The sequence below is a fragment of the Coleofasciculus sp. H7-2 genome, from assembly GCF_042747725.1.
Taxonomy (GTDB): Bacteria; Cyanobacteriota; Cyanobacteriia; order Cyanobacteriales; family FACHB-T130; genus FACHB-T130.
On sequence record NZ_JBHZGO010000048.1, the window covers coordinates 1 to 26441 of the forward strand.

Annotated in this window: 24 protein-coding genes and 1 riboswitch; of the genes, 12 read left to right on the plus strand and 12 right to left on the minus strand. The window is 48.4% G+C overall.

Annotation, left to right across the window (positions count from 1 at the left end; genetic code table 11):
• Positions 1–233: 233 nt before the first annotated feature.
• Positions 234–365: a hypothetical protein gene (locus tag ACFW2W_RS11215; protein WP_378177451.1), complete on the minus strand. Its 132-nt coding sequence runs from the start codon at positions 363–365 to the stop codon at positions 234–236.
• A 144-nt stretch (positions 366–509) separates the two neighbouring features.
• On the opposite strand from ACFW2W_RS11215, the gene ACFW2W_RS11220 reads away from it, so the two are divergent.
• The 4 genes from ACFW2W_RS11220 (at position 510) to ACFW2W_RS11235 (ending at position 3987) form a co-directional block, all read left to right on the plus strand.
• Positions 510–1574: an Mrp/NBP35 family ATP-binding protein gene (locus ACFW2W_RS11220; protein WP_378177454.1), complete on the plus strand. Its 1065-nt coding sequence runs from the start codon at positions 510–512 to the stop codon at positions 1572–1574.
• A 72-nt stretch (positions 1575–1646) separates the two neighbouring features.
• Positions 1647–2900 (plus strand): rod shape-determining protein RodA, encoded by a 1254-nt coding sequence (gene rodA / locus ACFW2W_RS11225; RefSeq protein ID WP_378177457.1) that lies wholly within the window; start codon positions 1647–1649, stop codon positions 2898–2900.
• Positions 2901–2997: 97 nt separating this feature from the next.
• Complete coding sequence (locus ACFW2W_RS11230) at positions 2998–3195, plus strand: NAD(P)H dehydrogenase subunit NdhS (protein WP_378177460.1); 198 nt, start codon at positions 2998–3000, stop codon at positions 3193–3195.
• Between the two features lie 123 nt (positions 3196–3318).
• Positions 3319–3987 (plus strand): HAS-barrel domain-containing protein, encoded by a 669-nt coding sequence (locus tag ACFW2W_RS11235; protein ID WP_378177463.1) that lies wholly within the window; start codon positions 3319–3321, stop codon positions 3985–3987.
• Between the two features lie 108 nt (positions 3988–4095).
• Here the strand turns inward: ACFW2W_RS11235 and ACFW2W_RS11240 are convergent, their stop codons facing one another.
• On the minus strand, positions 4096–4296 hold the full coding sequence (locus ACFW2W_RS11240) for a hypothetical protein (RefSeq protein ID WP_378177466.1): 201 nt from the start codon (positions 4294–4296) through the stop codon (positions 4096–4098).
• A gap of 62 nt (positions 4297–4358) precedes the next feature.
• On the opposite strand from ACFW2W_RS11240, the gene ACFW2W_RS11245 reads away from it, so the two are divergent.
• On the plus strand, positions 4359–6494 hold the full coding sequence (locus ACFW2W_RS11245; RefSeq protein ID WP_378177469.1) for a cation:proton antiporter: 2136 nt from the start codon (positions 4359–4361) through the stop codon (positions 6492–6494).
• 115 nt (positions 6495–6609) lie between these two features.
• Here ACFW2W_RS11245 and ACFW2W_RS11250 read toward each other — a convergent pair whose 3' ends face one another.
• Together ACFW2W_RS11250 and ACFW2W_RS11255 are read right to left on the minus strand one after the other, a co-directional pair.
• Complete coding sequence (locus ACFW2W_RS11250) at positions 6610–7068, minus strand: hypothetical protein (RefSeq protein WP_378177472.1); 459 nt, start codon at positions 7066–7068, stop codon at positions 6610–6612.
• 156 nt (positions 7069–7224) lie between these two features.
• The gene (locus ACFW2W_RS11255; RefSeq protein WP_378177475.1) at positions 7225–10323 is read right to left on the minus strand and encodes a valine--tRNA ligase; all 3099 of its coding nucleotides are present in this window, start codon (positions 10321–10323) and stop codon (positions 7225–7227) included.
• Positions 10324–10384: 61 nt separating this feature from the next.
• Here ACFW2W_RS11255 and ACFW2W_RS11260 point away from each other — a divergent pair, with 61 nt between their 5' ends.
• A complete protein-coding gene (locus tag ACFW2W_RS11260; protein ID WP_378177478.1) occupies positions 10385–10810 on the plus strand; it encodes a GxxExxY protein in 426 nt (141 codons plus the stop codon).
• Positions 10811–10909: 99 nt separating this feature from the next.
• On the opposite strand, the gene ACFW2W_RS11265 is transcribed toward ACFW2W_RS11260, so the two are convergent.
• Positions 10910–11113, minus strand: a complete 204-nt coding sequence (locus tag ACFW2W_RS11265; protein WP_378177481.1) for a hypothetical protein — start codon at positions 11111–11113, stop codon at positions 10910–10912.
• Between the two features lie 138 nt (positions 11114–11251).
• Positions 11252–12364, minus strand: a complete 1113-nt coding sequence (locus tag ACFW2W_RS11270) for an acyltransferase family protein (protein ID WP_378177484.1) — start codon at positions 12362–12364, stop codon at positions 11252–11254.
• 211 nt (positions 12365–12575) lie between these two features.
• Between ACFW2W_RS11270 and ACFW2W_RS11275 the strand changes: the two genes are divergently transcribed.
• The 4 genes from ACFW2W_RS11275 to sipA all read left to right on the plus strand — a co-directional run bounded on the left by ACFW2W_RS11275 (position 12576) and on the right by sipA (position 15529).
• The gene (locus ACFW2W_RS11275; RefSeq protein WP_378177487.1) at positions 12576–12719 is read left to right on the plus strand and encodes a hypothetical protein; all 144 of its coding nucleotides are present in this window, start codon (positions 12576–12578) and stop codon (positions 12717–12719) included.
• Positions 12720–12938: 219 nt separating this feature from the next.
• A complete protein-coding gene (locus ACFW2W_RS11280; protein ID WP_378177490.1) occupies positions 12939–13367 on the plus strand; it encodes a nucleoside deaminase in 429 nt (142 codons plus the stop codon).
• 549 nt (positions 13368–13916) lie between these two features.
• A riboswitch (cobalamin riboswitch) is annotated at positions 13917–14052 on the plus strand.
• Between the two features lie 46 nt (positions 14053–14098).
• Positions 14099–15121 (plus strand): sirohydrochlorin chelatase, encoded by a 1023-nt coding sequence (locus tag ACFW2W_RS11285; RefSeq protein WP_378177493.1) that lies wholly within the window; start codon positions 14099–14101, stop codon positions 15119–15121.
• A gap of 111 nt (positions 15122–15232) precedes the next feature.
• Positions 15233–15529 carry a regulatory protein SipA gene (sipA, locus tag ACFW2W_RS11290; protein WP_378177496.1) on the plus strand — a complete coding sequence of 99 codons (297 nt, stop codon included), beginning with the start codon at positions 15233–15235 and terminating at the stop codon, positions 15527–15529.
• Between the two features lie 83 nt (positions 15530–15612).
• On the opposite strand, the gene ACFW2W_RS11295 is transcribed toward sipA, so the two are convergent.
• The 6 genes from ACFW2W_RS11295 to ACFW2W_RS11320 all read right to left on the minus strand — a co-directional run bounded on the left by ACFW2W_RS11295 (position 15613) and on the right by ACFW2W_RS11320 (position 23244).
• The gene (locus ACFW2W_RS11295) at positions 15613–16461 is read right to left on the minus strand and encodes a HEAT repeat domain-containing protein (protein WP_378177499.1); all 849 of its coding nucleotides are present in this window, start codon (positions 16459–16461) and stop codon (positions 15613–15615) included.
• A gap of 377 nt (positions 16462–16838) precedes the next feature.
• A complete protein-coding gene (locus ACFW2W_RS11300) occupies positions 16839–17738 on the minus strand; it encodes a lysophospholipid acyltransferase family protein (protein WP_378177502.1) in 900 nt (299 codons plus the stop codon).
• A 171-nt stretch (positions 17739–17909) separates the two neighbouring features.
• Positions 17910–19670: a pentapeptide repeat-containing protein gene (locus ACFW2W_RS11305; RefSeq protein WP_378177505.1), complete on the minus strand. Its 1761-nt coding sequence runs from the start codon at positions 19668–19670 to the stop codon at positions 17910–17912.
• 111 nt (positions 19671–19781) lie between these two features.
• A complete protein-coding gene (locus ACFW2W_RS11310) occupies positions 19782–21326 on the minus strand; it encodes a hypothetical protein (protein ID WP_378177508.1) in 1545 nt (514 codons plus the stop codon).
• Positions 21327–21364: 38 nt separating this feature from the next.
• Positions 21365–22147 (minus strand): TIGR03943 family putative permease subunit, encoded by a 783-nt coding sequence (locus tag ACFW2W_RS11315; protein ID WP_378177511.1) that lies wholly within the window; start codon positions 22145–22147, stop codon positions 21365–21367.
• Between the two features lie 86 nt (positions 22148–22233).
• Complete coding sequence (locus ACFW2W_RS11320) at positions 22234–23244, minus strand: permease (protein ID WP_378177514.1); 1011 nt, start codon at positions 23242–23244, stop codon at positions 22234–22236.
• Positions 23245–23553: 309 nt separating this feature from the next.
• Here ACFW2W_RS11320 and ACFW2W_RS11325 point away from each other — a divergent pair, with 309 nt between their 5' ends.
• Together ACFW2W_RS11325 and ACFW2W_RS11330 are read left to right on the plus strand one after the other, a co-directional pair.
• Positions 23554–24621, plus strand: a complete 1068-nt coding sequence (locus tag ACFW2W_RS11325) for a diguanylate cyclase domain-containing protein (protein WP_378177518.1) — start codon at positions 23554–23556, stop codon at positions 24619–24621.
• 257 nt (positions 24622–24878) lie between these two features.
• The gene (locus ACFW2W_RS11330; RefSeq protein ID WP_378177521.1) at positions 24879–26426 is read left to right on the plus strand and encodes a sensor histidine kinase; all 1548 of its coding nucleotides are present in this window, start codon (positions 24879–24881) and stop codon (positions 26424–26426) included.
• Positions 26427–26441 lie beyond the last annotated feature (15 nt).

The following is a 26441-nucleotide window of genomic DNA, read 5'->3' on the forward strand; positions in this document are numbered from 1 at the left end:
ACCACATTCCGCACAGATGTGATTTTGCTTACCTTGCTTCACACCATTCTTACGGGTATGAGTAGAACCACAACGAGGACATTGCATGGCTAAGCACCTTGAATTCATACTTTATTATGCAACGCCGCTCAAGGCTAAGGGCTGAGGACTGAGGGCTGAGGGCTGAGGAGTCAGGAGTCAGGGCTGAGGGCTGAGGAGTCAGGAGTCAGGGCTGAGGGCTGAGGAGTCAGGAGTCAGGGCTGAGGGCTGAGGGCTGAGGACTGAGTGAGGACTGAGGAGTCAGGAGTGAGGGCTGAGGAGTGAGGGCTGAGGGCTGAGGGCTGAGGAGTGAGGAGAGGGGAGAGCCAAAGAGAGGGAGTTATCAATTAGCAATTAACAATCCAAAATTAGAACCTGAGCTGCATAGCGTAATCGCATCAAACAAACCGTTAAGATACTTGAAGAGAGAGAACCCCGATCGTTTTGTCCCAGGTGCAATATCTGGGATAAGGAATGCAAGTAACCTAGTTATGCTTGATGCCAGCTCAGTTTTAGAAGTATTGCGACCCGTGCAAGATCCCGAACTCCGCAAGAGTTTGGTCGAGTTGAACATGATTCGCAATGTGCAAATTGACTCCGGAAAAGTCAGCTTCACTCTGGTGCTGACGACACCTGCCTGTCCGCTACGCCAGTTCATCGTGGAAGAGTGCGAGCAGGCGCTAAAGAAAAATTTACCAGAAGTGACAGATGTAGTGGTGGATGTCACGGCTGAGACGCCCCAACAAAAATCGCTTCCGGATCGCGCAGGAATTGCTGGTGTAAAAAATATTATCGCGATTTCTAGTGGCAAGGGCGGTGTGGGCAAAAGTACTGTGGCGGTGAATGTGGCAGTGGCTTTAGCACATTTAGGAGCTAAAGTCGGTCTGATTGATGCGGATATTTACGGACCTAATGACCCGACGATGCTGGGATTGTCAGACGCCAAGATAAGCGTGCGGCAAGGTGCCAATGGTGAAGAGTTGGAACCCGCTTTTAACTACGGCGTCAAATTAGTTTCAATGGGGTTTTTGATTGACAAGGATCAGCCGGTGATCTGGCGGGGACCAATGTTGAATGGAATTATTCGCCAGTTTCTCTACCAAGTGCAGTGGGGGGAACTAGATTATTTGATTGTGGATATGCCTCCCGGCACTGGAGATGCTCAGTTAACTCTAGCGCAGGCGGTGCCAATGGCTGGGGTAGTAATTGTGACGACGCCGCAGACGGTGGCTTTGTTGGATTCGCGTAAGGGCTTGAGGATGTTCCAGCAGTTGGGAGTATCTGTGTTGGGAATGGTGGAAAATATGAGTTATTTTATTCCACCCGATATGCCCGATAAGCAGTATGACATTTTTGGCTCTGGAGGCGGTGAAAAGATGGCGCAAGAACTCGGCGTGCCGTTGCTGGGTTGCGTACCGCTAGAAATGCCCGTGCGAGAGGGGGGCGATGCAGGAGTGCCGATTGTGGTTGCCGATCCTGAGTCGGCTTCTGCCAAAGCGCTGATGGCGATCGCTCAAGCGATCGCGGGCAAAGTCTCTGTCGCCGCCTTAACTTAAGAAAAATTAAAAAGGTAAAGTTAAAAGTTTTGCCTTTTTAATTTTTAATTTTTAATTTTTAATTCTTGAGCAATGTTACAAAAGTCACTAACTGGTTTTCGCTGGAGATCGCTGCTCTCCCCTTGGCAGGAGGTAGATTGGCTGCTATTGGCACTGACTGTTGGACTCACCATTTTTGGAGGTGTGATGATCCGCAGTGCCGAACTTAACCAGGGATTGACAGACTGGTGGTGGCACTGGTTGATTGGCGGCATTGGGTTGACATTAGCGATGTTTATCGCGCGATCGCGTTACGAGAACCTGCTCCAGTGGCACTGGATTATTTATGGCATCACCAATTTGTCCCTGATCGGGGTGATGATTATTGGCACCAGCGCCAAAGGTGCCCAACGATGGATTACTATCGGCGGCTTTAACATTCAACCCTCTGAATTTGCTAAATTAGGGGTGATTATCACCCTAGCGGCTCTTCTACATACTCGACCCGCCTCCACCATTCCATCTGTTTTGAGAGCTTTGGGCGTGACTGCGGTTCCCTGGATTTTAGTATTTTTGCAGCCCGACTTGGGAACCTCCTTGGTCTTTGGAGCGATCGTGCTGGGTATGCTCTATTGGGGGAATGCCAATCCCGGCTGGCTAATACTGCTGGCTTCTCCGGTGATTTCGGCTATCTTGTTTAACGTATTTATGCCCGGATGGTTCCTCTGGACGGCAATCATGGGCATTATTGGTTGGCGCACCTTACCGTGGCCTTTGTCGGGTGCCATCGGAGCGATCGTCGTCAACCTGGTGGGAGGCGAGTTAGGACAAATCCTCTGGGGATTTTTGAAAGACTATCAAAAAGACAGATTGATATTGTTCCTTAAGCCGGATCTAGACCCCCTCGGCGGCGGATACCACCTGATCCAATCTCGTATTGCCATTGGCGCAGGCGAACTTTGGGGACGAGGACTTCACAAGGGAACCCAAACCCAACTTAACTTTATTCCGGAACAGCACACTGACTTCATTTTCTCTGCAATTGGCGAAGAACTCGGCTTTGCAGGTGGTTTGGTTCTGCTATTTATCTTTTGGTTGATCTGCCTGCGCTTGGTGATTATTGCCCAAAATGCTAAAGACAACTTTGGCTCTCTATTAGCAATTGGCGTCTTATCGATGATTGTGTTTCAGGTGGTTGTCAACTTAGGCATGACGATGGGACTTGCACCCGTAACCGGCATTCCCCTTCCCTGGATTAGTTATGGTCGTTCAGCGATGTTGAAGAATTTTTTAGCGCTGGGGATTGTAGAGTCTGTGGCCAATTATCGACACCGATTGAAGTTTTAGCTTTTTGTCATTCGTCATTCGTCACTCGTTTGACCCATGACGAATGACTCCTAACTGCTATTAAGCTAATAAATGAAAACTTAAGCGAGAAAAAATCATGATTCTGCCTGGAACGGCTGTTCGAGTAAAGAATACTAACGATATCTACTACGGCTTTAAAGGGCTAGTCCAACGGGTTAGCGAGGGCAAGGCAGCAGTCCTATTTGAAGGGGGCAATTGGGATAAAATCGTCACCTTCCAACTATCAGAATTAGAACTTGTAGAGACAACAGCGGGTCGCAAAAAAGCAAAATAAGATTGGGAAAAAGGTAATTGGTAATTAGTCATGGTTCATGGTTCATAGTTCTTACCCAATGAACCACGAACCATGAACTACTGATTACCGATTACCCAGTACCGATTATCCATTACCAAAAATATGCGACTTCCCCTGCCACAGTTTGCCACGGGCGATCGCCCCGCCAACCATATTGCTGAGGTGATTGAGACGGCAACGACTGAATTCCTGGCACAATGTCTCGATCCGGAAGACTTGAGCTTCCCCGTCATGCCACCCTTTGGCAGCTGGGTCAAGGCTACAGATGAAGAGTCGGGAAATCTCGTCTTTGCTGTTGTTTATCATGCCTGCACCAGCCCAATTGATTCCGTTCACCGGGCAAGAGCCTTGGGGCTATCATTGCAGGAACTGCGAGAGCAGCAACCTCAAATATTTGCCATGCTGAAAACCGAGTTCCGCGCCGCTATTGTTGGGTTTGAAGCCACCCATCAAGGGGTCAATGGTTCTAAGCGACTTGGTGGAACGATTTATCAGTACCTGCCGCCTCGTCCGCCGCAAATTCATCAAGCGGTTTACCACTGCGAACCGGAGGAAATTGTTCACTTCAGCGAACAGATGGATTTCTTAAGAACCTTATTGCAGGTCATGGGTGCGCCCGTGGAGGCGCTGATTGCAGCAGCGATTCGAGAAATTTATCAACTACGCAAGGCTGACCGTGACTGGTTAGTGAAGGCAGGACGAACCCTCAGCGTCCTTCTCAAGGACGACTACGACCGCTTGAGGTATATTTTGAGCCAAATCCGTTTATAGGCAGTGGACACCCTAGAAGCTTAACGCCCAAAAATGAAAGATCGGGACTTACGCAAAGCTTATACATATAGCGTTTTTTCGGGTTCAATCCCCCTGTGGTTGCCCACACTATGTGGTGATGTGCGGCGAGTCCTGAGATGTTTTATCCTCAAAATAGCGGTCGTTCGCGCTTAGGGGCGCATCCGTTGGGGCACCCTGTAGATCCAAAATATATTCATCTACTGCACCATGCACCGCTATTTCTTTAGAGGTAGGGCGCAAAAAACGGTTTTTCTGTAGGATGTCTCCAGTGATACCACCATGCTGCAAAAGTCAGCGTCGTTGCTGACTTTTGAAAGCATCGCTTCAAACTCATCTCCAAGCCGCTGTTTATGGAACCGATTTTGGAAGTGTTCCGAAAGGAACCAATAGTTCCCTTCGCTCTTTTGCTAGTAGTCATCTTGACCGTGCCCATCTTTTTTGAGCGGCTGCGACTGCCAGGACTGGTTGGTTTGCTGGCAGCTGGAGTGGTACTTGGGCCTAATGGGTTGAAGCTGCTTCAGAATGAATCAGAGACGATGCAACTGCTATCAGACATCGGGTTAGTTTACCTGATGTTTGTGGCAGGGCTAGAAGTTGACATTGAACAGTTCCGCAAAACTAAGCATCGCTCTGCCGGTTTTGGCACGTTTACCTTTTTAGTGCCTCTAATTATGGGAACAATCGTGGGGCGTGTATTTAACTTTGACTGGAACGCTTCAATTTTGATTGGCTCTCTGTTTGCCTCCCATACCCTCTTGGCTTACCCGATTGTGAGTCGTCTAGGCGTTGTGGGGAACGAAGCCGTCACGGTGACAATTGGAGCGACCATCTTCACTGACGTTGGCGCTCTACTGGTATTGGCTGTTTGTGTAGGAATTCATGGAGGCGACTTCACGATTGTGAAGCTGCTCACCCTTTTTGGGTCGTTGATTGTCTACTCTGCGGTCATTTTGTTTGGCTTTGATTGGGCGGGTCGAGAGTTTTTCCGACGCACTGGGGAAGAAGAAGGCAATCAATTTTTATTTGTACTCCTGGCACTATTTCTGGCGGCGTTGGGTGCCCAGTTAATCGGCGTGGAAAAAATTGTCGGAGCTTTCCTTGCCGGTCTGGCGGTGAATGATGTTGTGGGGGAAGGGCCGGTAAAGGAAAAGGTAGTTTTTGTCGGTAGCGTCCTGTTTATCCCGATTTTCTTTGTGGATATGGGGCTACTGATTGATATCCCGGCTTTTATTAAAACGCTCAGCTCTATCTGGCTAACGCTAGCGATTGTGGTGGGTTTGATTAGTAGTAAGTTTTTAGCGGCTCTGTTGGCTAAATTCGTCTACCGCTACAACTGGCGCGAGATGCTAACGATGTGGTCGCTGTCGCTACCGCAGGTGGCGGCAACGTTGGCAGCAACGCTCGTGGGCTATCGGGCGCTCAACCCGGCGGGTGAGCGGCTCCTGACCGAGGGTGTCTTAAACAGCGTCCTGGTTTTGATGCTGGTAACGGCAACGCTAGGGCCGCTGATTACCAGTCGGGTCGCACCTGGACTAACCGTAACGGAAGCTGAGCCACTTGAGAGCGATAAAACTCGACTGGATGAGGGAAATGCATCGGCAAGCCATCCTTTTACAGTGGTTGTACCCGTCTACAATCCGCAGACTGAGAAGTATTTGATGGAAATGGCGGCGCTATTGGCGCGGCATGAAGCTGGACGAATTGTGCCTTTAGCCATTACGACAACAAATGCTCAGATGGACGCACCGCAGATGGAAGCCGCGTTCCAACGCAGTGAGATGCTACTTGAGCGAGCTACGGAACTCGCTGGCGAACTGGGTGTGAAAGCGGAGCCGCTGCTGCGCCTGGATGACGACATTGCTCACGGAATTAGCCGCGCCAGTCGCGAACAAAAAGCGAGTTTAATTGTCATGGGCTGGGGCAAGCGGACGGGCTTCAGGGCGCGTTTATTTGGCAATGTGATTGATAGCGTGCTGTGGGCGTCCCATTGTCCAGTTGTGGTGACACGCCTTTTGGATTCGCCTCTGAATTTTCACCGCATCTTGGTGCCGGTGGAAAACTTGACGGGGCAAGGGATACAACCGTTACGGTTTGCGAAAATCTTAGCCGAGTCCAATCAAGCTCAGGTGACGTTGTTACACGTCTGCAATTCTAGAACTTCGGCTGCTAAGATAGCGTGGACGCGATCGCAACTGTCTCTTTTAGCCTCGAAGTGGGCACCGGAAACGAACTTTGAGATTGAAGTGATTCAGCATGAGAATGTGGCAGCAGCGATTCTCAATACAGTTCGCTCTTTTGATTTGATTGTCTTGCGATCGCTACGATACCGCACTGCGGGGGGTCTGGAAGTTAGCGATGTCACCACGCAGCTGGTTCAGCATCTCACTTGCTCTGTGGTGCTGTTAGGGGAGCCGCAACGAACCACCACGGGCGTCTTTCTCCCCAAGCCCTCGCCAAGGGTTGCCAACGATAATGTTTTAACTTAGTTTTTGGTTTCTCACCTCTGCCCCACCCGTTCTCTGTAAGGGGTGGGGGGTTAGGGTTGTCTTATCCGAAAAGTATTGCCAAGGGTTGCAAACGTTCCCTGATGCGGCGTTACCTCTAGTTGCTGCCTCTTTTTTTTAGGTCTGCTTCTAAGGCTTCTAATTGCTTCTTCTTCTGTTCGAGTTCTTGTTCCAAAGTTTGAATTTGTTCGCGACGCGCTTCCATTTCCAAATTTTTGCGAGCCAATTCCTGACTTTGTAAAGTCAGGTCTTGCCGCCAGTGTTCAGCCCGTTCGGCTTCCTGCTGCAAAAAAGCAGGAGTAATGCTACTTGTCAGGTACTGCTGCACTAAATCCAAAACCCAGTTTTTGGCCTCGTGGATACTTAGAATCTGCTGATTCTCGCCCAGGTCTGCTAGAACCAACAAACCTTCGCTTAAGGATGGAATCTCAGAGGCAGGAACGACAGATTCCTTATCAACCACTGCCCAGATATTGTCAGAGGTTTGCTGAGCTAGGATTCGCAGTTCCATGCTGCCTGATGATTCATTTTTTTGCACTTCGGCAAAATATCGCATTGCTATTTTGTCTTTAAATTAATAAAACTGGGCACCCTAACTTTACGGGCGTATTTTATTTTAAACAACCCTTTTCTTCTTCCCCCGCCAGGAGGAGAGTGTAACCCAGAGCGGGATTCGTAGGGGCGAGATATATGAACCCCTACGCGATCGCTTCTACAGTCGCGCCAGTCGTTCGCGCAGAATTTCTGCCTGTTTCTCGGCTTCGGTAAGGGCGTCCCGCGCTCCCTTGACGACATCAGCGGGTGCTTTATCAACAAAATTGGCATTGCTCAAACGTCCCGAAAGGGCTTTTGCTTCTGCTTCAACTTTGTTCAAATTTTTCTCTAGTTTGGCACGCAGAGCATCCACATCGACGACACCAGCCAGGGGAATCAAAACTTGCACCGTACCCACGACACCAGCGATCGCTTGTGGCGTATCTGCTTGTGCAGTACTCGCCGATTCTGAGGGAGGGACGGTGGATGGAGGATTCGTAGCACCAACTTGTTTGACTTCTGAGACACTGGTTCCGAGAATTTGTTTTGCCACTTTTGCCAGGGCAATTACACCAATACTCACCAAAAAGAACAAGGGCAGCAACAGTAAAAATGGCAAGAAAATTGGGCTAATTTTAAAGTTGCCTTTTTGGTTGGCAGACATCGCCTGATTGGGTGTCTCGGCGGATGTGGTGGTAGATTTTGTTCCTGGGATGGTTAATTCTTCCACCTTTGCCAAGTCTTGAATATAAGATTGCCCAGCCAAGAGGATATGCCGTTCCTTATCGCTTTGGGTCTGCAAGATTGCTGACACCTTCACCCCTGGCTTAATATCTGCTTCTGCCCGTAAGTTGCGAATCGTCCGAATTGTGCCAATCAGTAGCTCAAATTGTTGCTCTAAATCCGGGTTAATGAGTGCCGAATCGGCTGTGGGATAAGATTGTAACGCCAAGGTTTTGCCTTCACCCGCTTGAGTCAGCGTCTGCCAGATTTCCTCGGTAATGTGTGGCATGAAAGGATGGAGTAATTTTAGAATTCCTTCCAGCACATAAGCGAGAGTTTGCTGAGCAACCAACCGCGAGGAGGCGGGGGCATCCGGGCGCAGGCGAGATTTGACCAGTTCGATGTACCAGTCGCAGAAATCGCCCCAAAAGAATTCATACACTCCCTTAGCGGCTTCACCGAGACCATAGTTGTCGATGTAGTCGCCGGTTTGCTGCACCACTTGATGGTAGCGGGAGAGAATCCAGCGATCGCATAGTTCAGGACTGAGGACTGAGGAGTGAGGAGTGAGGAGTGAGGACTGAGGACTGAGGAGTGAGGAGTCAGGAGTGAGGACTGAGGGCGGAGGAGTGAGGACTGAGGAGTGAGGACTGGGGACTGAGGAGTGAGGAGTGGGGGGAGAACCCAATTGTTGCGGCGTCTTGCCATCCAGATTCATCATCACAAACCGGGCAGCATTCCACAATTTGTTAGTGAAATTGCGGCTAGCTTCAACCGTTGCCGATTCATCCGTCTTGCGATTGTACTCCATCCGGATATCTTGACCCGCCCCAGCCACTTCTTTAATTAAGGTGTAGCGCAGAGCATCGGTGCCGTATTTGTCAATCAGCAACAGCGGATCGATGCCATTGTTGGCAGATTTAGACATTTTCTTGCCGTTCTCATCCAGCACTAAGCCGTGGATGTAAACGTCGTGGAAAGGCATTTTTCCCGTAAAGTGCCCCGCCATCATCGTCATTCTGGCAACCCAGAAGAAGATGATGTCAAAGCCAGTCACGAGGGTTGTGGTGGGGTAGTAGGTTGTGAGATCCGGCGTCTGTTCGGGCCAACCCAGAGTAGAAAAAGGCCACAGACCAGAAGAGAACCAGGTATCGAGAACATCTGGGTCTTGTTCTAGCTTGACATTTTCTCCAAATTGTGCCAGTGCCTTTTCTTGTGCCTCTGCCTCGGTACGTGCGACCACAAACGGCGTTTCGTCGGTAATTGCGTCGCCTGTTTCACTCACCACATACCAAGCCGGGATTTGGTGTCCCCACCACAGTTGGCGAGAAATGCACCAATCTTTTAATTTTACTAGCCAGTCACGATAAACCTTCGTCCAGCGTTCTGGCACAAACTCCGGTGAATTCTTATCGTCCAGAAACTCTAGCCCCCGGTCAGCCAGAGGGCGAATTTTGACAAACCACTGAGTAGAGAGGAGAGGTTCGACGGGGACTTTTCCGCGATCGCTATAAGGAACCGTATGCTTATACTCCTCCACCTTCACCAGAACGCCGTCTGCTTCCAGTCGCTGTACCACATTCTTCCGGGCAACAAAGCGGTCTTGCCCCTGAAATTCTCCGGCATTTTCGTTTAAAGAGCCGTCCTTATTCATAATGTTGATAAACGGCAAAGAGTGACGCTGACCCATTTCAAAGTCATTGGGGTCATGCGCGGGTGTCACCTTCACGCAACCCGTCCCGAAAGCCGGGTCAACCAATTCATCGCCAATAATCGGAATTTCTCGCCCCATAATTGGCAGCGTCAGCGTCTTCCCAATCAAATGCTTGTAGCGGTCATCGTTGGGATTCACCGCCACCGCTGTATCGCCCAGCATCGTCTCCGGTCGAGTCGTCGCCACTTCCACATAGCCGTTGCCATCCGTGAGGGGATAGCGGAAGTGCCACAGATGCCCGTTGACTTCTTGATTATCCACCTCCAAGTCAGACACAGCAGATTGACTTGCAGGACACCAATTCACTAAGTAATTGCCGCGATAAATTAATCCTTCCTCATACATTTGGATAAAAGCTTCCAACACTGCTTTGGATAAGCCTTCATCCATCGTGAAGCGTTCCCGCGTCCAATCTACTGAGACGCCCAAACGCCGCAGCTGATTAACAATGGTTCCCTCAGATTCGGTTTTCCACTGCCAAGCCCGTTCTAAAAACTTCTCGCGTCCCACCTCATGGCGAGTTTTTCCTTCTGCCTGAAGTTGTTTTTCCAGTACGGCGTTCACCGCGATACTGGCGTGGTCGGTTCCCGGTACCCACAGAGTGTTGCGTCCCTTCATCCGGTGGTAGCGCACGAGGGTGTCAATCAGGGAACTCTCGAAGGCGTGTCCCATGTGCAAGCTACCCGTGACGTTGGGCGGCGGAATGACGATGCAGTAAGGAACGCCTGGATGATTGGGGTCGGCTTTGAAGACTTGGTTTTCTTCCCAGAACTTCTGCCACTTGGTTTCTGTCGTAGTGGGGTCGTATTGGCTGGCGAGGGCGGGGATTGTTGCGGTCATGCTGGGAAGACTAAATGAAGACGGCTTTACATAAATTTTGCCATACGGTAGGGGAGGGTATATGAGAACGAACCGCCAAGACGCCAAGGACGCCAAGAGAAGAGAGCCAAGTCAGGAGGTGGATAAACTTGCGTATGCTGTGATAGGTGCGGCGATGGAGGTGCATCGAGTGTTGGGACCGGGATTTTTGGAGTCTGTGTATCAGGAGGCGCTGGAAGTGGAGTTTCGGTTGCGGGGAATATTTTCTAAACCTCAGAAAACGCTAGCTGTTACTTATAAAGGTCATCAAGTTGGTGAAGGCAGATTAGATTTTCTTGTTGGCGATGTCCTAATTGTGGAATTGAAAGCTGTCCAAAACTTAGATCCTATTCACCAAGCCCAAGTCCTCTCCTACCTTAAAATGACTAACTATCCTCTTGCCCTGCTCATCAACTTCAACGTCCCTCTCCTCAAAGACGGCATCCGCCGCATCGTTCTCTCTTCCTAACTCTCTCTGCGTCCTCTGCGTCCTTGGCGGTTCGTTAATTTAGAGAGCGATCGCTAAGCGTATGCCGTTCTTAGCAGCTTTTTGACCAATACCTTCGACTCATTCCCCTAGTTTCAGCAAACCATGCCGGACACCATAAAATAGCCGGTTGAGCATGGTTTGTTCTTCTTCGTCTAGCCAATCTTTAGTGAGCAGGACAGTTTTCAGCTGGTACTGGTTCACAGGAGTAATCCGGCGGGAGACGAATATCTGAGCAACTAGATCCTCGATAGTCACTTGGGTCGGAAAAAACTCAGCTGTCATTGTCAAATCAAGAATTTAATATATCTACTCTCAGCTTTTTCCGAACCATCCCCAGTGATGCCAGCTAGAAAAAATTGTGACAACAGCTTAAAAACTAAGTGATCCCGGTCATTTCTGGAGTCGTTAGGAAGTGGTACCTCAAATTTTCAAAAACCACTTTTGGCGATACATGGCGTACAGAATCGCCCACCAGAACAACAATGTCACGATGGCGAACAATAAAGAGCCGTTCATCGCTCCCGCCCAAGACACAAAGACATTCTCATAGATCCAGTTGTAAGTAGTTGGGGCGGTTTCGCCGGTTCCGACGTGGGTTTTAACTAAGATTTTAATCAGCAGAACTGAGGCGACGAACGCGAAGATAGCGTTTAACCCCATGACTTCAAACGACTTCCCCCAGCGGCGGAACTTCCGCACTTCCATCAATTCATAACAAGCTGCCAACAACAGCAACGCCCAACCAGTAGTGAAAAGAACGAAAGAACTCGTCCACAGTTTCTTGTTGATGGGGAAGTCTAACCCCCACGCCCATCCAGCGACTAGGCAAGCAATGCCAAACAAGACCAAACCGATACTGGTGCGCGACTGTATTGGTTGGGTGCGTATCCAGTCAACCGTAAAGTAGCCGGTGAGGACGGTGACAACCGCTGGAAGAGTGCTGAAAAGACCTTCCGGATCTCCCATAGAGTTGAAATTATCTCCCTTATACAGATGCGCTGTGCCAATTATCAGGCGGTCGATATAAGCCCCAAAATTACCTTCCCGCGTTAAGACACCAGCTCCATAATCGGGAACAGGGATAAAAGACATCGCCACCCAGTACCCAATTAGTAGCAGTGCTGCTAGTGCCCACTGTCCTTTGCGTGGCACGTTAAGAACTATCAGACCAGCCAGCAGGTAGGCAAGGCTAATCCGCTGCAAGACACCCATGATGCGGATGGTGCTGAAGTCATAATTCCAGAAGCCGTTCAGCAGCAAACCGAGGGCAAAAAGAATCGCCGCTCGGCGTAAAATTCGTCTATAAACAGCGGCAGTAGGGCGGTTCCCTTCCGCGTATTTGGAAAGGGAAAAGGTCATTGCCCCGCCGACAATAAATAGAAAGAAGGGAAATACCAAGTCTGCGAGGGTGCAGCCGTGCCATTCTGCGTGTTCCAGGAAAGGATATACTTGGTCGGCGACTCCCGCCTGATTAACTAAAATCATTCCCGCAATGGCAATACCTCGAAATACATCGAGCGAAGTCAAGCGCATAGTAGAGTTTCCAGAAGCATTCAAGGCGCTAATAAATAATAGAGTGACACGTATCACTCTATAGGAAGAAGACATTCACCTTGTCGCTTAGGGTAACATCACGGGGAAGGAAATAAAAAATAATTTCCGATCTATTAAAGAGTTCTAGAATTGTGATGCTAGCTCTAGCCGTTCAACCCTATACACGGTCACGACACTGAGCGATAAAATTTTGGTATCGCGTAAAATTACTCGTACCGACCAGCAACAAATAAGAGCAGGGCTATTGCAGGATTCACTCAAAGAAGCAGAACATATTCTGATTGATAGAGTGCTTTACGGCATCCGACATGGCTTGCTGAGGCTCAAAGATTAAATAATTAGGATTTCCTATCATTTTGTTAGGTTAACTTAAGGTTTGAACCGCTACCTATACCTTCAGGACTTACGCAAAGTCATGGAAAAACGAACCGCGAAGGACGCAAAGGACACGAAGGAATAAGAGTTTCAGAGAGTTCTTGCGTAAGTCCTAACCTTAAAAAAGGGTAAAAGAAGGTTGCATCCAGAAAGATTATTTTTTAGCTACAGGAGTTAGATGAAACCAGAAAGTTTTATGAAGATAGCCTTGGAAGAAGCAAAGCTAGGAGATGCTCCTTACGGTGCAGTAATTGTTAAAGATAATCAAGTAATTATTAAAGCACACAATACTGTCAAAACGGATAATGACCCAACTGCCCACGCAGAAGTTAACGCGATTCGCCGTTTAACAAAAGAAAGAAAAAATCCTTCTTTAGAAGGTTATACCTTGTATACAACTTGCGAACCGTGCCCAATGTGTACGACGGTTTGTATATGGGCAGGGATATCTGAAATTATATTTGGAGCTTCAATTCAAGATTTAATTGCGGCTGGTGTTTCCCAAATCAACTTATCTAGCGAAGAAATTATTGAAAAAGGGTTAAAGGAAATAAAACTGACAAAAGGACTTTTAAAAGAAGAAGCTCTGCAATTATTTAAGCGTTAATTCTGTTTTTACACTTGAAACAAAAAATGCCTTTTTACCTTATAGCGGTTCTGACTAAGCGTGCAATAGACTCGAAACCCTGAAAGACTATCCAAAACTCCTGAAACCCTTAGAAAAATCGTAGGGAATGGTAGAGCGTAAGCGTAGGCGCGTTCATGCCGTAAGGCTTTAGCCTTCAAGGGAGAGTAACTAGGGCAAACTGCACTAGTGCTGGGTTTCGTTCCAAGAGTCCAGCCTACACATCCGAGATTTGTCAGGCAATAGACTCGGAACCCCAACCCCATCACCGAAAAGCGGGGAGGGGGAATATTGAACCCCTTCCGGAAAAGCGGGGTGGGATCAAATCGTACTCCATCCAAACGAGAATTGCTATCTTAACTATCAATTCATCAAAATATTGATAAAACATCTGGTTGGAAGACTTGACTTTAGAAAGATGTTCGATAAATTTGTAAAAATTTTCCTTCATTTTCCCTTCTTGAATGAAACAATTTGCATAGAAGAGCGTCTTGGGGATACCCCCTCCCCCTGGATTTTGAGCTGTGACCGGATCGGCTAAGATATCAAGGCACACGTAAAGGGTAACAACGTGGGGAAACGCCGGTGTAAGTCCGGGGCTGTGCGGCAGCTGTAAACGAGGCGACTCTCGTAAGCCAGAATGCCTACTTAGTACCTAGTACCTTCATACAGTCTAATTTCCTGCCTTGCACGGGAAAGGAGCAATAAAATTGATGCCTAGTATAAATTCAACCGATCTGATGGGGCTAGAATCCCCTACTCCCCAGTCGATTCAATTGCCGCCGCTGCCTTTACACCGTCCGTTGTTGATGGTTGGTCATGGCACCAGAGATGAGGATGGACGGCAGAGTCTTTTAGATTTTGCCGCCGCGTATCAAGCTTTAGACACGTCGCGTCCTGTTGTACCTTGTTTTTTGGAACTCACTGCTCCTACGATACAGGAGGGGGTCGATCGCTGTGTAGAAGAGGGTTACACGGAACTTTCGGTATTGCCGATTCTGCTATTTGCAGCTCGACACAATAAGTTTGATGTGACGAATGAGTTAGACCGGGCAAGGGTTAGACATCCCCAGGTAAAGTTTTACTATGGGCGTCATTTTGGGATTACGCCAGGGATTTTGGATTTGTGGCGATCGCGTCTTTCGGAATTAGACCAACCCCAGTACAATCGCTCAGAAACGGTGCTGCTCTTTGTCGGTCGGGGTTCCAGCGATCCTGACGCTAACAGCGATGTTTATAAGCTTGCCCGGATTTTGTGGGAAGGTAGCGGCTACGCCACAGTTGAAACTTGCTTTATCGGCATTACCCATCCCCGTCTGGAAGAAGGGTTCCGTCGTGCTAGACTCTACGAGCCTAAACGAATTATCGTCCTGCCGTACTTCCTATTTACCGGAGTCTTAGTTAAAAAGATTTTTGACATCACCGCGCAAAAGCAGGAGCAATACCCGGATATTTCCATGACTTGCCTGCCAGAAATGGGCATTCACCCTCAGTTGTTGTCTGTATTAAGAGAACGAGAAATTGAGACGCAGTTGGGGCAAGTGCAAATGAACTGCGAAATGTGCAAATTCAGGATAGCAGCCATTAGCAATAGTAACGGGCACACTCCCGCCCACGAGCATTCTCATCATGGGCATGGGCATGGGCATCACCATAGTCACGATCATGCTCACGCTGCTGAAGATCCCTACAGAAATGTAGAGCAATATCATCAAAAGATTTGGCAAGCGCCTTGAATATTTGATAGGTAGTCATTAGTCAGTCGTCATTAGTCATTGGTGTCACTAGCAAAGAACTCAGAACTAATGACTACTGACAATTCCCAACTACTCATTACCTAAAAACCGATGTCTAAAGAATTTGTAATTGGTGAGCGAGTCCGTGTGGTAGCGTTGCCACCTTACGTCAAAACAGCGGAACCGATGCCGATGCTGCGCCCTCCTGATGTGATTCAGCTTGGGGAAGAGGGTGTTGTCGTTGACCGGCGTCCAGGGGGATTTTGGAGCGTCCGCTTTGCCAGAGGAATTTTTCTGCTAGATAGCCAGTTTATAGAGACTGTGCCAGCGATCGCTGATACCGAATCAGAGGCAGAGGCAAATGATGAGCGATCGCACAACGTACCACTGGATCAAAAGTATATATAGTTGACCCCAGCTGAGTCCGAGGCGATCGCCAAGCGCTTCAAAAAGTCAGTTCGCACCTCAACAATCGCCAACCCCGAATCAAATCACTTCCGTTTTTTATGGTTTTTCTTGCGTGACTCCTTGGACATCTTTTTTTTAGACTTCTGTTTGCTTTCGCTCTTGCCAGAGCGAAAGCCTTTCGTTTCCTGAGAAATTGATGAACCCGTGAAGCCAGGATCGCTGACCCCCTTTCCTGGAAAGCTCCGGTTAAATTCTTTCTTCGGTAACTCTTCAGGCGACTTCAAGCCCAATTCCACCTGCACATCATCCCAGTCTCCTACCAAGAAACGATCCACGGTATCGGCAGCAAAGACACGCTCCATCAACGGCGCGGACTCTACCGCCTTCAGATCGACCAGGGAAGCCATGAGAAAGCTATTAAATTCTGGACCGTTTTCTGCAAACGATTTCAGTTGACGGGTGAGAATCGTAACACACTCATCACGAGCCTCAGGATAATCGATGGCAATCTCTTCCAAACAGTTAACAGCAGTTGTGCGAGGGAATATCGCCTGAGAGGTATCCGCTAGATAAGCTGCCAGAGCCGGAATCGCCGCTGGCCCGATCGTGCTATAGACTAATGGCAGTTCTTCGGCAATCCATTCCCAGTAGTTGCTTTCCCGTTTCTCAAACAAGCCCATGAGCGGCTCAATGGCAGCCTCAGCGCGGAGTTGTCCCAATGCTCTCCAGGCATGAATGGGTGCCCAGGATTCGAGAGTATCTTCATCATCCCGGTATAACTCGTTGTCTGTTGCCATGCGGATCAAGTCAGGAATGTCCTTGGGGGCAATACCTAGTTCTAGATAGTCAGGCCAATTGTCAAAGTCCATCTCGGCGCAATTGCCATAGGTGAGCAGCTGGTTCACTGGTGGTGCATAACTCTCTATGCTCATCTCAATTCCCTTGTTTCCATCTCGATTGCTTCTGCTAGATTCACTTGAGTCTTGGCAGCCTCAAGTCCTCATCTCTAACACGATACAGAGGATGAATCAAGATATATGATTTAGTAGCGGGATAGCAAAGCAGCGTTACTCAGGACTTACGCAAAGCTTATACATATAGCGTTTTTTCGGGTTCAATCCCCCTGTGGTTGCCCTCATAGATGTGGTGATGTGCGGCGAGTCCTGGTTACTCTCAAGCACGCTTCGCTCCGATCAATTCGCCGCTACTGGTTGAAAAAGTTGGTTGGCAGGGGAAGATCCCCGGTGCGATCGCCCTCTTGTATTCTTTTCTCGCTTGTTCTTTGCAGTTCGTTTCTTCCTGTGCGTTTTTAGGGTACCGATGATTGCCCAGTCACGCTAACCTCTCGAACTAAACGGTCTAGTGCAAGTTGCATCTGAGTACAGACTTTTTCATAGCAGGCATTCACATAAGCGCGATCGCTAGCTGCTGCACGACCATAGCGTTCAAATACAATCGGGGAGAGGACGCGGGTATGAATTTGCACTGGCAGCGGAAAATTTGGTATCGGGCCAATCCCCAGTCCCCAAGGCAACCCCAAATAAACTGGAAATACACCCGTGTCAGCGTCTAACTTCCAGGGAAAGCCCCATTCATGCAGTTGTCGCACCTGCTGGTAGAAATCTGCTAGAACAATCAGCGTCTCGTGGGCACCATGAGAAATAATCGGTACAATTGGCGCTTCTTCCCGCAGTGCCAGTTTGATAAACCCCTTACGCCCTGCAAAGTGAATTTGATAACGCTGGTTGTAAGGACGGAACATATCTTCAGCCCCGCCGGGATAGACGAGTACCGCAGCACCCCGCCCAAGGGCAGCGATCGCTACTTTCGGATGAGCAATCAGTGCCCCTACTTGGGCAGCTGGCACCGCGAAGATAGGAGTTTTCCAAGCAGAAGGATGCATTAGTCCATAAGCTAAGCGTTCGTAGCCAAACCGGCGAAACCAGTCATACAGAAACATCGAGGTATCCGGCGAAGCCAAGCCTCCATTATGGGAACCGACAATCAGTACCTTCCCTTCTGGGGGCACATGATGCCAGCCATCCGTTTGAACCCGAAAATAGTAGCGGTAGAACCATTCCCACACCGGCATCCAAGCTTTAATCGCATCGGGATTTCGATCTTCTAGCGACCAACCATCAAACTGATGAGCAGCGGTTTTGCTGTCACTGCCTCTGCTACCCGTAGAAACATTAATATTTTCAAACAATGGTTCTTAACCACCCAAAACTCATAAATTGCGTTCTTTAGGATAATCTGCTGCCGAGTCTATTGGCAAACATTTGCTTTTTCGGTGGCGATCGCTTCTCACCCTTCCCGGATGCCAGAAACCGATCTCGATCCGCTACCCTTTTCTGATCTCTGATCTACATAGACAACTCTATTTTTGCGGAAGATGGGGCCAAATTAGCGCGATCGCTAGCCGTAGTGACTCCCCCACCATCGAAAAACGAGCCGTTTCATCCGCCGTTTTCTCCCACTGCAACAACTGCTTTTGGAACATCTGGTCTTGCTTGGCTCGCTTCACAAGCGCCTGACTAATCATTGTCTTTTGGATTTCTTCCGTCGAGATGCCCTCGTTCTTAAGGAAATTCAACAACCGCTGCACGCTTCCGACCAACTGCTCTGGCGCTTGGGAGAGGATAATCAGTTGGATCTGTTTCACCACCTCTTGATAAATCCGCAGCCGATAATCGGGTGGAGGCGACGGTGGCGGCAGTGGCGGTGGCGGTACCTTCAGCGTCACGAGATTTTCTGGGTGAGCCTTGATTTGCAGCAGCTCCAAGATCGCTTGTCGCTTAGACTCCACCAACTGAAGCATCTCCGGGTATAGCTGCAAAACTCGTTGAGACAGAGTTTTCCCATTCACAAAATGACTCGACGCCAGTTTTAGCAGATACTGCTCCTCCTGGGGTTGGTAAGACTTAATCCTCAGTTGCAAGTCAGGAGAATCGAGTTGCACCTGAGTCAGAGTAAACACCAGCGCTTCCCAGTTCGGAGCCTCTTTCAAAAAAACTTCTATGGTAGTGGCACCCTCCGCACCGTCCGCGTCCCCTGTGCTATCGTCCCTGCCGAATTCCCCCGGCTCAAAATCCCGACCCACCGGAAAGCGCTCAGTCGGTTTTTTAGTCGCGTAATTAAACCGGGTAAAAACATAACGGCACTCCACCTTAGAAAGATCGACATCCTCAAGGTGCCAGTTGCTGATGCAACAGCCAGTCAATTGCGCCTGGTCGAGATTGGTGCGAATCAAATGACTTTCTAGAAGATAGGCATCGCTCAAATTTGCCTCAGACATCGTGCAGTCACCCAGGTATGCCCCGCTCAAATCAGCTTTTCGCAGATCCGCCCCGCGTAAATTCGCCTCACTCAGGTCGGCACGTAACAAATACACATCCTGCAAGATCGCTCGTAGTAAATAAGCTTTTCGCAAGCTGGCTTTCAGTAAATAAGCTCCAGTCAAATTCACCCGACTCAAGTCAGCACTATTGAGAATCGCTTCGCTCAAATCGGCACCGATGAGAATTGACCGATGCAAGTCTGCCTCAGTCAAATTTGCCGCCCGCAGGTAGGCGGCGCTGAGGTCGGCTTCCGTCAAGTTGGTGCCCACTAAAATCGCATCTCGTAAATTCGCGGCTTCTAGATGCGCTTCCCGGAGATTTGCGCCGCTGAGGTTGGCACCAACCAAGCTAGCGCCACGGAGATTTGCCTCCATCAACTCGGCTTCGATTAACTGAGTGCCGTTGAGTTTGGCATTTTCGAGATTGATTTGATCCAGCTTCGCCCTACACAAGTCAGCACCGCTCAAGTCTGCTTCCTGAAGAACCGCCCAGTTGAGGTCGGCGTCTTGGAGAGTTGCTAAACGCAAGTCTACTTTAACCATCCGAGCGCGACTCAAAGTTGCCTGGTTAAGATTGGCACCTGTGAGCGTAGCGCTCCGCATATCGGCTTGGTGCAGGCAAGCACCGATGAGGTTGGATTGGTTCAGACAAGCCCAGCTGAGGTTGGCACCGCTCAAGTTGGCTCCCGTTAAGTTTATATCCCGGAGATTGACCCCACCGAGGCTGGCTCCACTGAGGTCTACATAGGAAAAATCGCGTTCTCCTTGTCGGTACCGATCGAGGAAGTTATGTATTTGCACACCCTTGAAGGATAAAAATTATTAAATTTTAAAAATAAAAAATTAAAAAGGCAAAATTTTTAGGGATTTCCTTCTTTATTTTGCCTTTGAAATGAGTAAAATTTGGCTCTTTTATGGTATCCAGCGGGGATGAAATCCAGGGAAAGGCAGCTGCTCTGGTTGGAGCTGGGTTGGGGGTTCTCCAGCTTTTGGCTGGCTTAGGGGAAGCAGCCAAAGGCGACTGGTAGCGATCGCCTCTCCTTCATTGGTTCTCAAACCGTCTGCCGTGGGTGCTGTCCCGGTGGCAACAATTTGGTCGAACAGCAGCGCTAACCCATCCGGTGCCAGACTCATCTGAATATCCCGCTGGATGGGCAAAAGCAACAGCGGCTCGATCGCCTTTGCATCCAGAGTCCCTGCCTCTGTCTGGAGGTCAATTGCCGCAATGTAAGGTTGTTCTTGGTACTCTTGTCCTGGCAGTAACTGAGTCAGCAGGCAGTAGAGCGTTTCCTTGTAGGGGGCAAACTGACAGTTGAGAATTGAGCCATTTGTCCGCAGCAGTTCTTTCTGTACGCCTTGGTTGGTGACTAAAAAGAGCGATCGCGTGTAATCTGTATTAAATTTCACCATCGCCGCTGCCGAGCCATCTCTGGCAAAATCTAGCGCCATCCCAAACTTGGGCAGAAAATCTAACGGTTTGGCTCCAGGTGTCAGCGGCAGAATGGCGATGCCTTCTCCTTGTGCGCTTGCCACCGAGGCACTATCTGGCGCAATCAAAAAATCTCCGCCCGGTTGGTTATTCAGCGGTTGCGGCGGTGCATTCGGTCGGAGTACCCACAAGCCAAATTCGGCTGGATTTTGGCTGTTCACCCGCTGAACCACAATCGTTTGCCCATCCGCAGCTAAGTCAAATTTGAGATTCTGGTAGTTTTTATTATCTAAAACCAGATTCATTCTGCCTGCTGGATCGAGATCCTTGTCAGCTTTTCCTTCGGTTTTGTAATTGAGTCCTGTGGTGACGGTGTACAGTTGTTGTGCCGATACACCGGGTTGGTTACTCGTCCAGTCGGTGGCAGAAAACAAAACCTTGTCGCCATCTGGATACACCTTAAAGTCGATCGCCACTAGGTCTTTAGGCGTCAGAACGGTTTTTTTGTTTTGGGTGAGGTTGTAGAGGATTAACTGTCCCTGTTCTTCCTTCTCAACGCCCAAGTAGATAAAAGCGCGATCGCGGGTGCGAAACTGACTCGTAAACGGTACAATTGCCCTCCCCGTTTTCCCTTGAGTCCCCAAGCGCTCTCGCGCCCCCTGCAATTCCACTTTATAGTCGGTGTCATAGGATGCTGGGGAAGTGAGGGTATAAGACATCTTCCGCCCCGCCCAACTGAATTTACCGCGCAGGGGTGGAGCGATTCGCAGATTTGCTTCCACGCTGCTGTGTTCCATCGGGCGGCTAAAGGTGAGAATAAAGGAAGTATCCTCGACACCCACTTTTTCACCCTGCCAGTTGAAATCCCGCACGCGAGGCCCGGTGACTAAAAAACAGTTCGGACCGCAGGCATCGCCACCCCACACCACTAGCCCAATCAGCACGCTTAGCACCAGCATCAGCGCTAGCGCCAGACGATCAACGGGTTGCACCCATTTTCGATTTTCGATTTTTGATTTTCGATTCATCACTGCCTTCGCCTCGCCAATCTAAAATCTAAAATCGTCTAATAATCATACGGGTTCTTCGGTGCTTCTATTTTTTTGAGGGAGTTTGCCTTGATGGTAAGTTGGCGTTTGCCGTCTAGGGTTTCGGTGATCATCTCACCTTCAATTTCTAACCAAGTGTCAGGGGTATAAGCTGCCCGGTTTTCAGTTAGTTTTACCGGCAATCCTACGGGATAAGCATCTGCGGCACAGCAGGTAATCACAAATTGCGAAATTAACAGATATTGCTCGGAGAGTTTCGGTGGATGGACGACAAATCCCCTCACTTTAACTTTCTGACCCGTGTAGGTGTCGGGTTCTGAGTTGAAGTTGAGCGTCCGCACCCAGTCGATGAGCGATCGCTCTTCTGGTCTTGTTGAAGAGCGAAATGATTGGGGTTGCGCTCGTGTCAAGCTCAAAGAGTCCGCAATCCCGCGATCGAGTGCTGTGGTTGAGGTAAATGCGCGGGGGGCAACCAGTAAACCGACGATTGCCGTCAACAGCAACAATACACTGCTCCAACCGGGAGGAAATAGGGTAATGTGCTGAAGAACTGCCACCGACCGATTTTCCTTCCGGTGATTCAACACTTTCCCAATCAGTTGCAAGGCGCTCAACGCCGCCATAATTAACAAGCAGATGGCAGTGACAACTACATATTTAAAGTAATCTCGGTGAATCAGCAGGTATAACTGACCCGTGAACCAATATTTCAGTAGCAAGGTTCCCCAAGCAGTTAGTGCCAAGATATCCAAACCGGGAATTATAAATTTTTGAGAAATAATTTTTGGTTGATTGGTCATTGGTAAGCGTGCTAATGGCTAATTGAAGACTGGTTAATTGCTAATTGTTCAAAAACCTTTGTTCCATTAGCAACTCACCCATAATCTTAGAAAAAGTACGTATACAAGAGAGTCATTATAAAAGTCATCTGAGCTGCCAGACCAAACAGGTAAAACACGGCTCTGGGTTTGAAAATGGATAACATCAAACCGATGCCTTTGAGGTCAATCATGGGGCCAAATACCAGAAAGGCTAACAAGGAGCCGCTGGTAAATGTTGTGGCAAAGGAAAGGGCAAAAAAAGAATCGACTGTTGAACAAATTGACACTAAAGCCGCTAGTACCATCATGGCAAGGATGGAGGCGATTGGCCCCTGACCCAAGCTGAGGATCAGTTCGCGGGGAACGAGTACCTGAATCGCCGCTGCGATCGCGCTTCCCAAAATTAACACGCCTCCCAATTCCCGCAGCTCTTGCACTGTATTCTCAAGTAACATCCGCAGCTTGAAAGACAGGGGTTTTGACGTAATCGATTGACCCATTATCCCGCCGCCTGTGATGCCAACGGCGCTCATTGCCGGTTGCGGTTGTCCCAGCCAAAACGTGCCGGATTTTAATAAAGTGGGAGTTTCGTCTTCTGCCGTTTGAGTTTTCATCTGAGGTAAGGCGCAAGCGATCGCGGGTTGCAGTATCGGCTTCAGATTGGACTGAACGCTGAAAACTGAGGCAATAATCGTCGCGATCGATAGAGAAAATACCACCCGCAACACTACAATTTCCGGCTGATCTCGAAACGCCACCCAGGTTGACCAGATCACGATCGGATTAATCGTCGGTGCCGCTAGCAAAAACCCCACTGCCACAGGCGCAGGCACTCCCTGCATCAGCAACCGCCGCGCCACGGGCACGTTGCCGCACTCACACACCGGAAACAAAAAGCCCGCACAACTGCCCACAAATGCCCCCAAAATGGGGTTTTTCGGCATGACAGCAATCAGCTGGCGCTCATCGATCCACAACAGCAGCAAACCGGAGAGCAAAACCCCCAGCAGTAAGAAAGGCATTGCCTCTACCAGCAAACTCAAAAACAAGGTGAAAGCGTTGTGCAGTTGATTCATGCTTTGGATCGTGAGAAGCCTTTTTTAGCTTTATGAGGTTGCCAAGCCATTTTAACGGTTATTACTACTCATCACTAGGGTTGATGAATGTGCTAGTGGACGAAACCTGTTACCAAAAGTTGCTCACTTTATCCCCAATCTACCCGTTGCTTTACCGTAAATTTACGGAGTTTACCGAAACTTTGTAGTCTGTAACACAAACCATCTCTGGTAAAAATGCTATCCTATGCTTGAAGTATACTCAAGCTTCCATTGCTGCGTTTTCATGCAGCGGGGTACCCTGTGCTAAACGCATTTTTATCACTTCCTTTGTCATCCAATCGAAGCCAGCAAAATCTGTGTTTGGAGTCCACGCTGCGATCGCTATCGCTTCACGATTGTCAGATTGAATATCATCAAGTTGGCTGGGAAGTGACTCAAACTTTGAAAGCCAATCCGCTACTCCCAGGCGTCATTTTGATGAAGCAGGGTCAATTAGCTGGGATGATTTCGCGGCGGCGATTTTTGGAATACATGAGCCGTCCCTACGGATTGGAACTATTTTCCAAGCGTCCCATTGAGTGTTTATATCGCTCTGCCGAAACGGAAACTTTGATTCTGAGTGGCGATACGTTAATTGTGGCGGCGGCGTGTCGATCTTTGCAACGAGCGGCTGAGTTACTTTATGAACCGATTGTGGTGGAGGTCGCGCCGCAAGTTTATCGGTTATTAGATGTACATCAATTACTGATCGCTCAATCGCAAATTCACGAATTGGCAACTGAACTGCTCACTCAACTTTATACTCATCTGGAAGCAGCAAACCAACAATTGCTGCGCCTTGCCACTTCTGATGGTTTGACTGGGGTTGCTAACCGACACCGTTTTGATGGCTATCTCGATTCCTGTTGGCAACAGATGCAAGCTAGTAATTCAGCGTTATCGCTGATCTTGTGCGATGTTGATTTCTTCAAAAAGTACAACGATACCTACGGTCATCAAGCGGGTGATGATACTTTGCGACAGGTAGCAGGTGCCATTCAGCAAGCGGTGAAGTGTCCGGAAGATTTAGTGGCACGCTATGGGGGTGAAGAATTTGCCGTGATTTTGCCGCACACGTCGCTTGAGGATGCCCTTCAGGTCGCAGAACGTATCAGACTGAGTGTGAAAGCCTTGAAGATTGCCCATGTTTGCTCAGAAGTAAGCGAGTACATCACCCTAAGTTTAGGAGTTGCCACGATCTTTCCTAGCTCAACTTTTTCACCGGCAATGCTGATTGCGGCGGCGGACGAAAAGCTGTATCGGGCAAAACACACAGGGCGAGATCAAGCTCAAGGTCATCTGCTTTGCATACCGCGCGATCGCTCATCCGTTTTTGAGCCATCTGCAACTTCTTGAATAAAAAAATATTTGATTTAAAATATATACAAATGTTCTATTTTACTAAAAATTATAAAATTTTCTAGCTTTTTAGGATTTAAAAACCATCTTAAGCAGAATTTAATTAACCAAAAGTTAATCTGATCTTCAAATTAAATTTAAAAATCAATAAAGATTATGGCTGTAAAATTTATAACTTATAATCAGTAAAATGTGGGGATAAAGTAAATTTTGCATTTTCCTATACAGCGAATAAGAACTGATTGAGGTAATTTATGGTGACTTGGCAAGAATCCCCGTCGGAATTATCAGTTCTCCCTCTGTCCCAGATAAATAACCTCAATTTGGAGTCAACGCTTCAAGAGCTTCCCCTATATGATTTTCAGATAGAAGCCTCTAATCTGGGCCAGGAAGCCAATAAAGAATTTGAAGCAAATGCGCTGCTACCAGGAGTCATTTTAACGATAGAAAGTCAGTTTGCGGGAATGATTTCGCGGCGGCGATTTTTAGAACAAATGAGCCGTCCTTATGGACTGGAATTATTTTTAAAGCGACCCTTAAAATCTTTATATCAATTCGCCAGTACCCATGTTTTGAAACTTTCTGGCGATACGTTAATTGTAGCGGCAGCAAAGCAGTCTTTGCAACGACCTCCTGAGTTACTCTATGAACCGATTGTGGTAGAGTTAGCGCCGGGAATTTACCGATTACTGGATGTACATCAATTACTGGTGGCACAGTCAAAAATTCATGAACTGACAACCCAGTTGCTCAATGAGCAAACCAAAGCTCAGATGTTGCAAACAGAAAAAATGGCGAGTTTGGGACGGACGGTTGCTGAGGTTGCCCATGAGATTAGAAATCCCATTAACTGCATTAATGGAAATTTCGGCTTTGTGGAAACTTATTACAAAAATTTAATAGATTTATTGGCAGCTTATGAAAAAGAAACCGAACCTTCAAGTAAAATTGAGGAACTGAAAGAAGAAATTGAACTTGATTTTCTTCTAGAAGATTTGCCTAAGTTGATAGAGAGTATGAAGCTGAGTGCAGAGCGATTAACAAAAATCGTTGGCAGTCTGCGAAATTTTTCTCATGTGGATGAGGCACGGCGGCAGCCCGTTGACTTGCACGAATGTATTGAAAGTACCTTGTTAATTTTAAATAATCCCATCAAACAGGGGATTAAAGTCATTAAGAATTATGGCGATTTACCAGAGGTAAATTGCTACTCAGGTCAACTGAGTCAGGTATTTATGAATATCATTAGTAATGCGATTGATGCGCTCAAGGATCAAGTAGCTGATGGGTCGGATTGGCAACCCCAAATAGAGATTACGACGGAAGTTTTAGAAATCCAAGATTCTGAATGGGTGGCAATTCGGATTGCGGATAATGGGCCGGGAATTCCACCAGAAATTCAGGAGCGAATTTTTGAGACGTTCTTTACTACAAAGCCGATGGGCAAGGGAACGGGGTTGGGATTGGCAATTAGTTATCAAATTGTTACCGAGAAGCACGGGGGTCATTTATCGGTGCGATCGCGCAGTGTGTGCCCTCTGGGCTGCTCTTCCTTAGCATATGCTGCTCCTAGCACCTCCCCCCATAGTGGCTCCGTAGTTGAAGCGTTGCCGGTACCTGTAGCTTCCCCCGTAGGAGTAGGAATAGCAGATTCGTATCCGCCACAAGAAAGGCTCTGTGTTGGGGCTAGCGGACGCGAGGCACCAGCAGCGGCTCCGTTGCTAGCCAATCCAACAAGGGGGATAGAAGATTCACAACCAAGGATGGGCACAGAATTCGAGATCCGATTGCCGCTCGTTTAAAGCGCTCGTCAACAA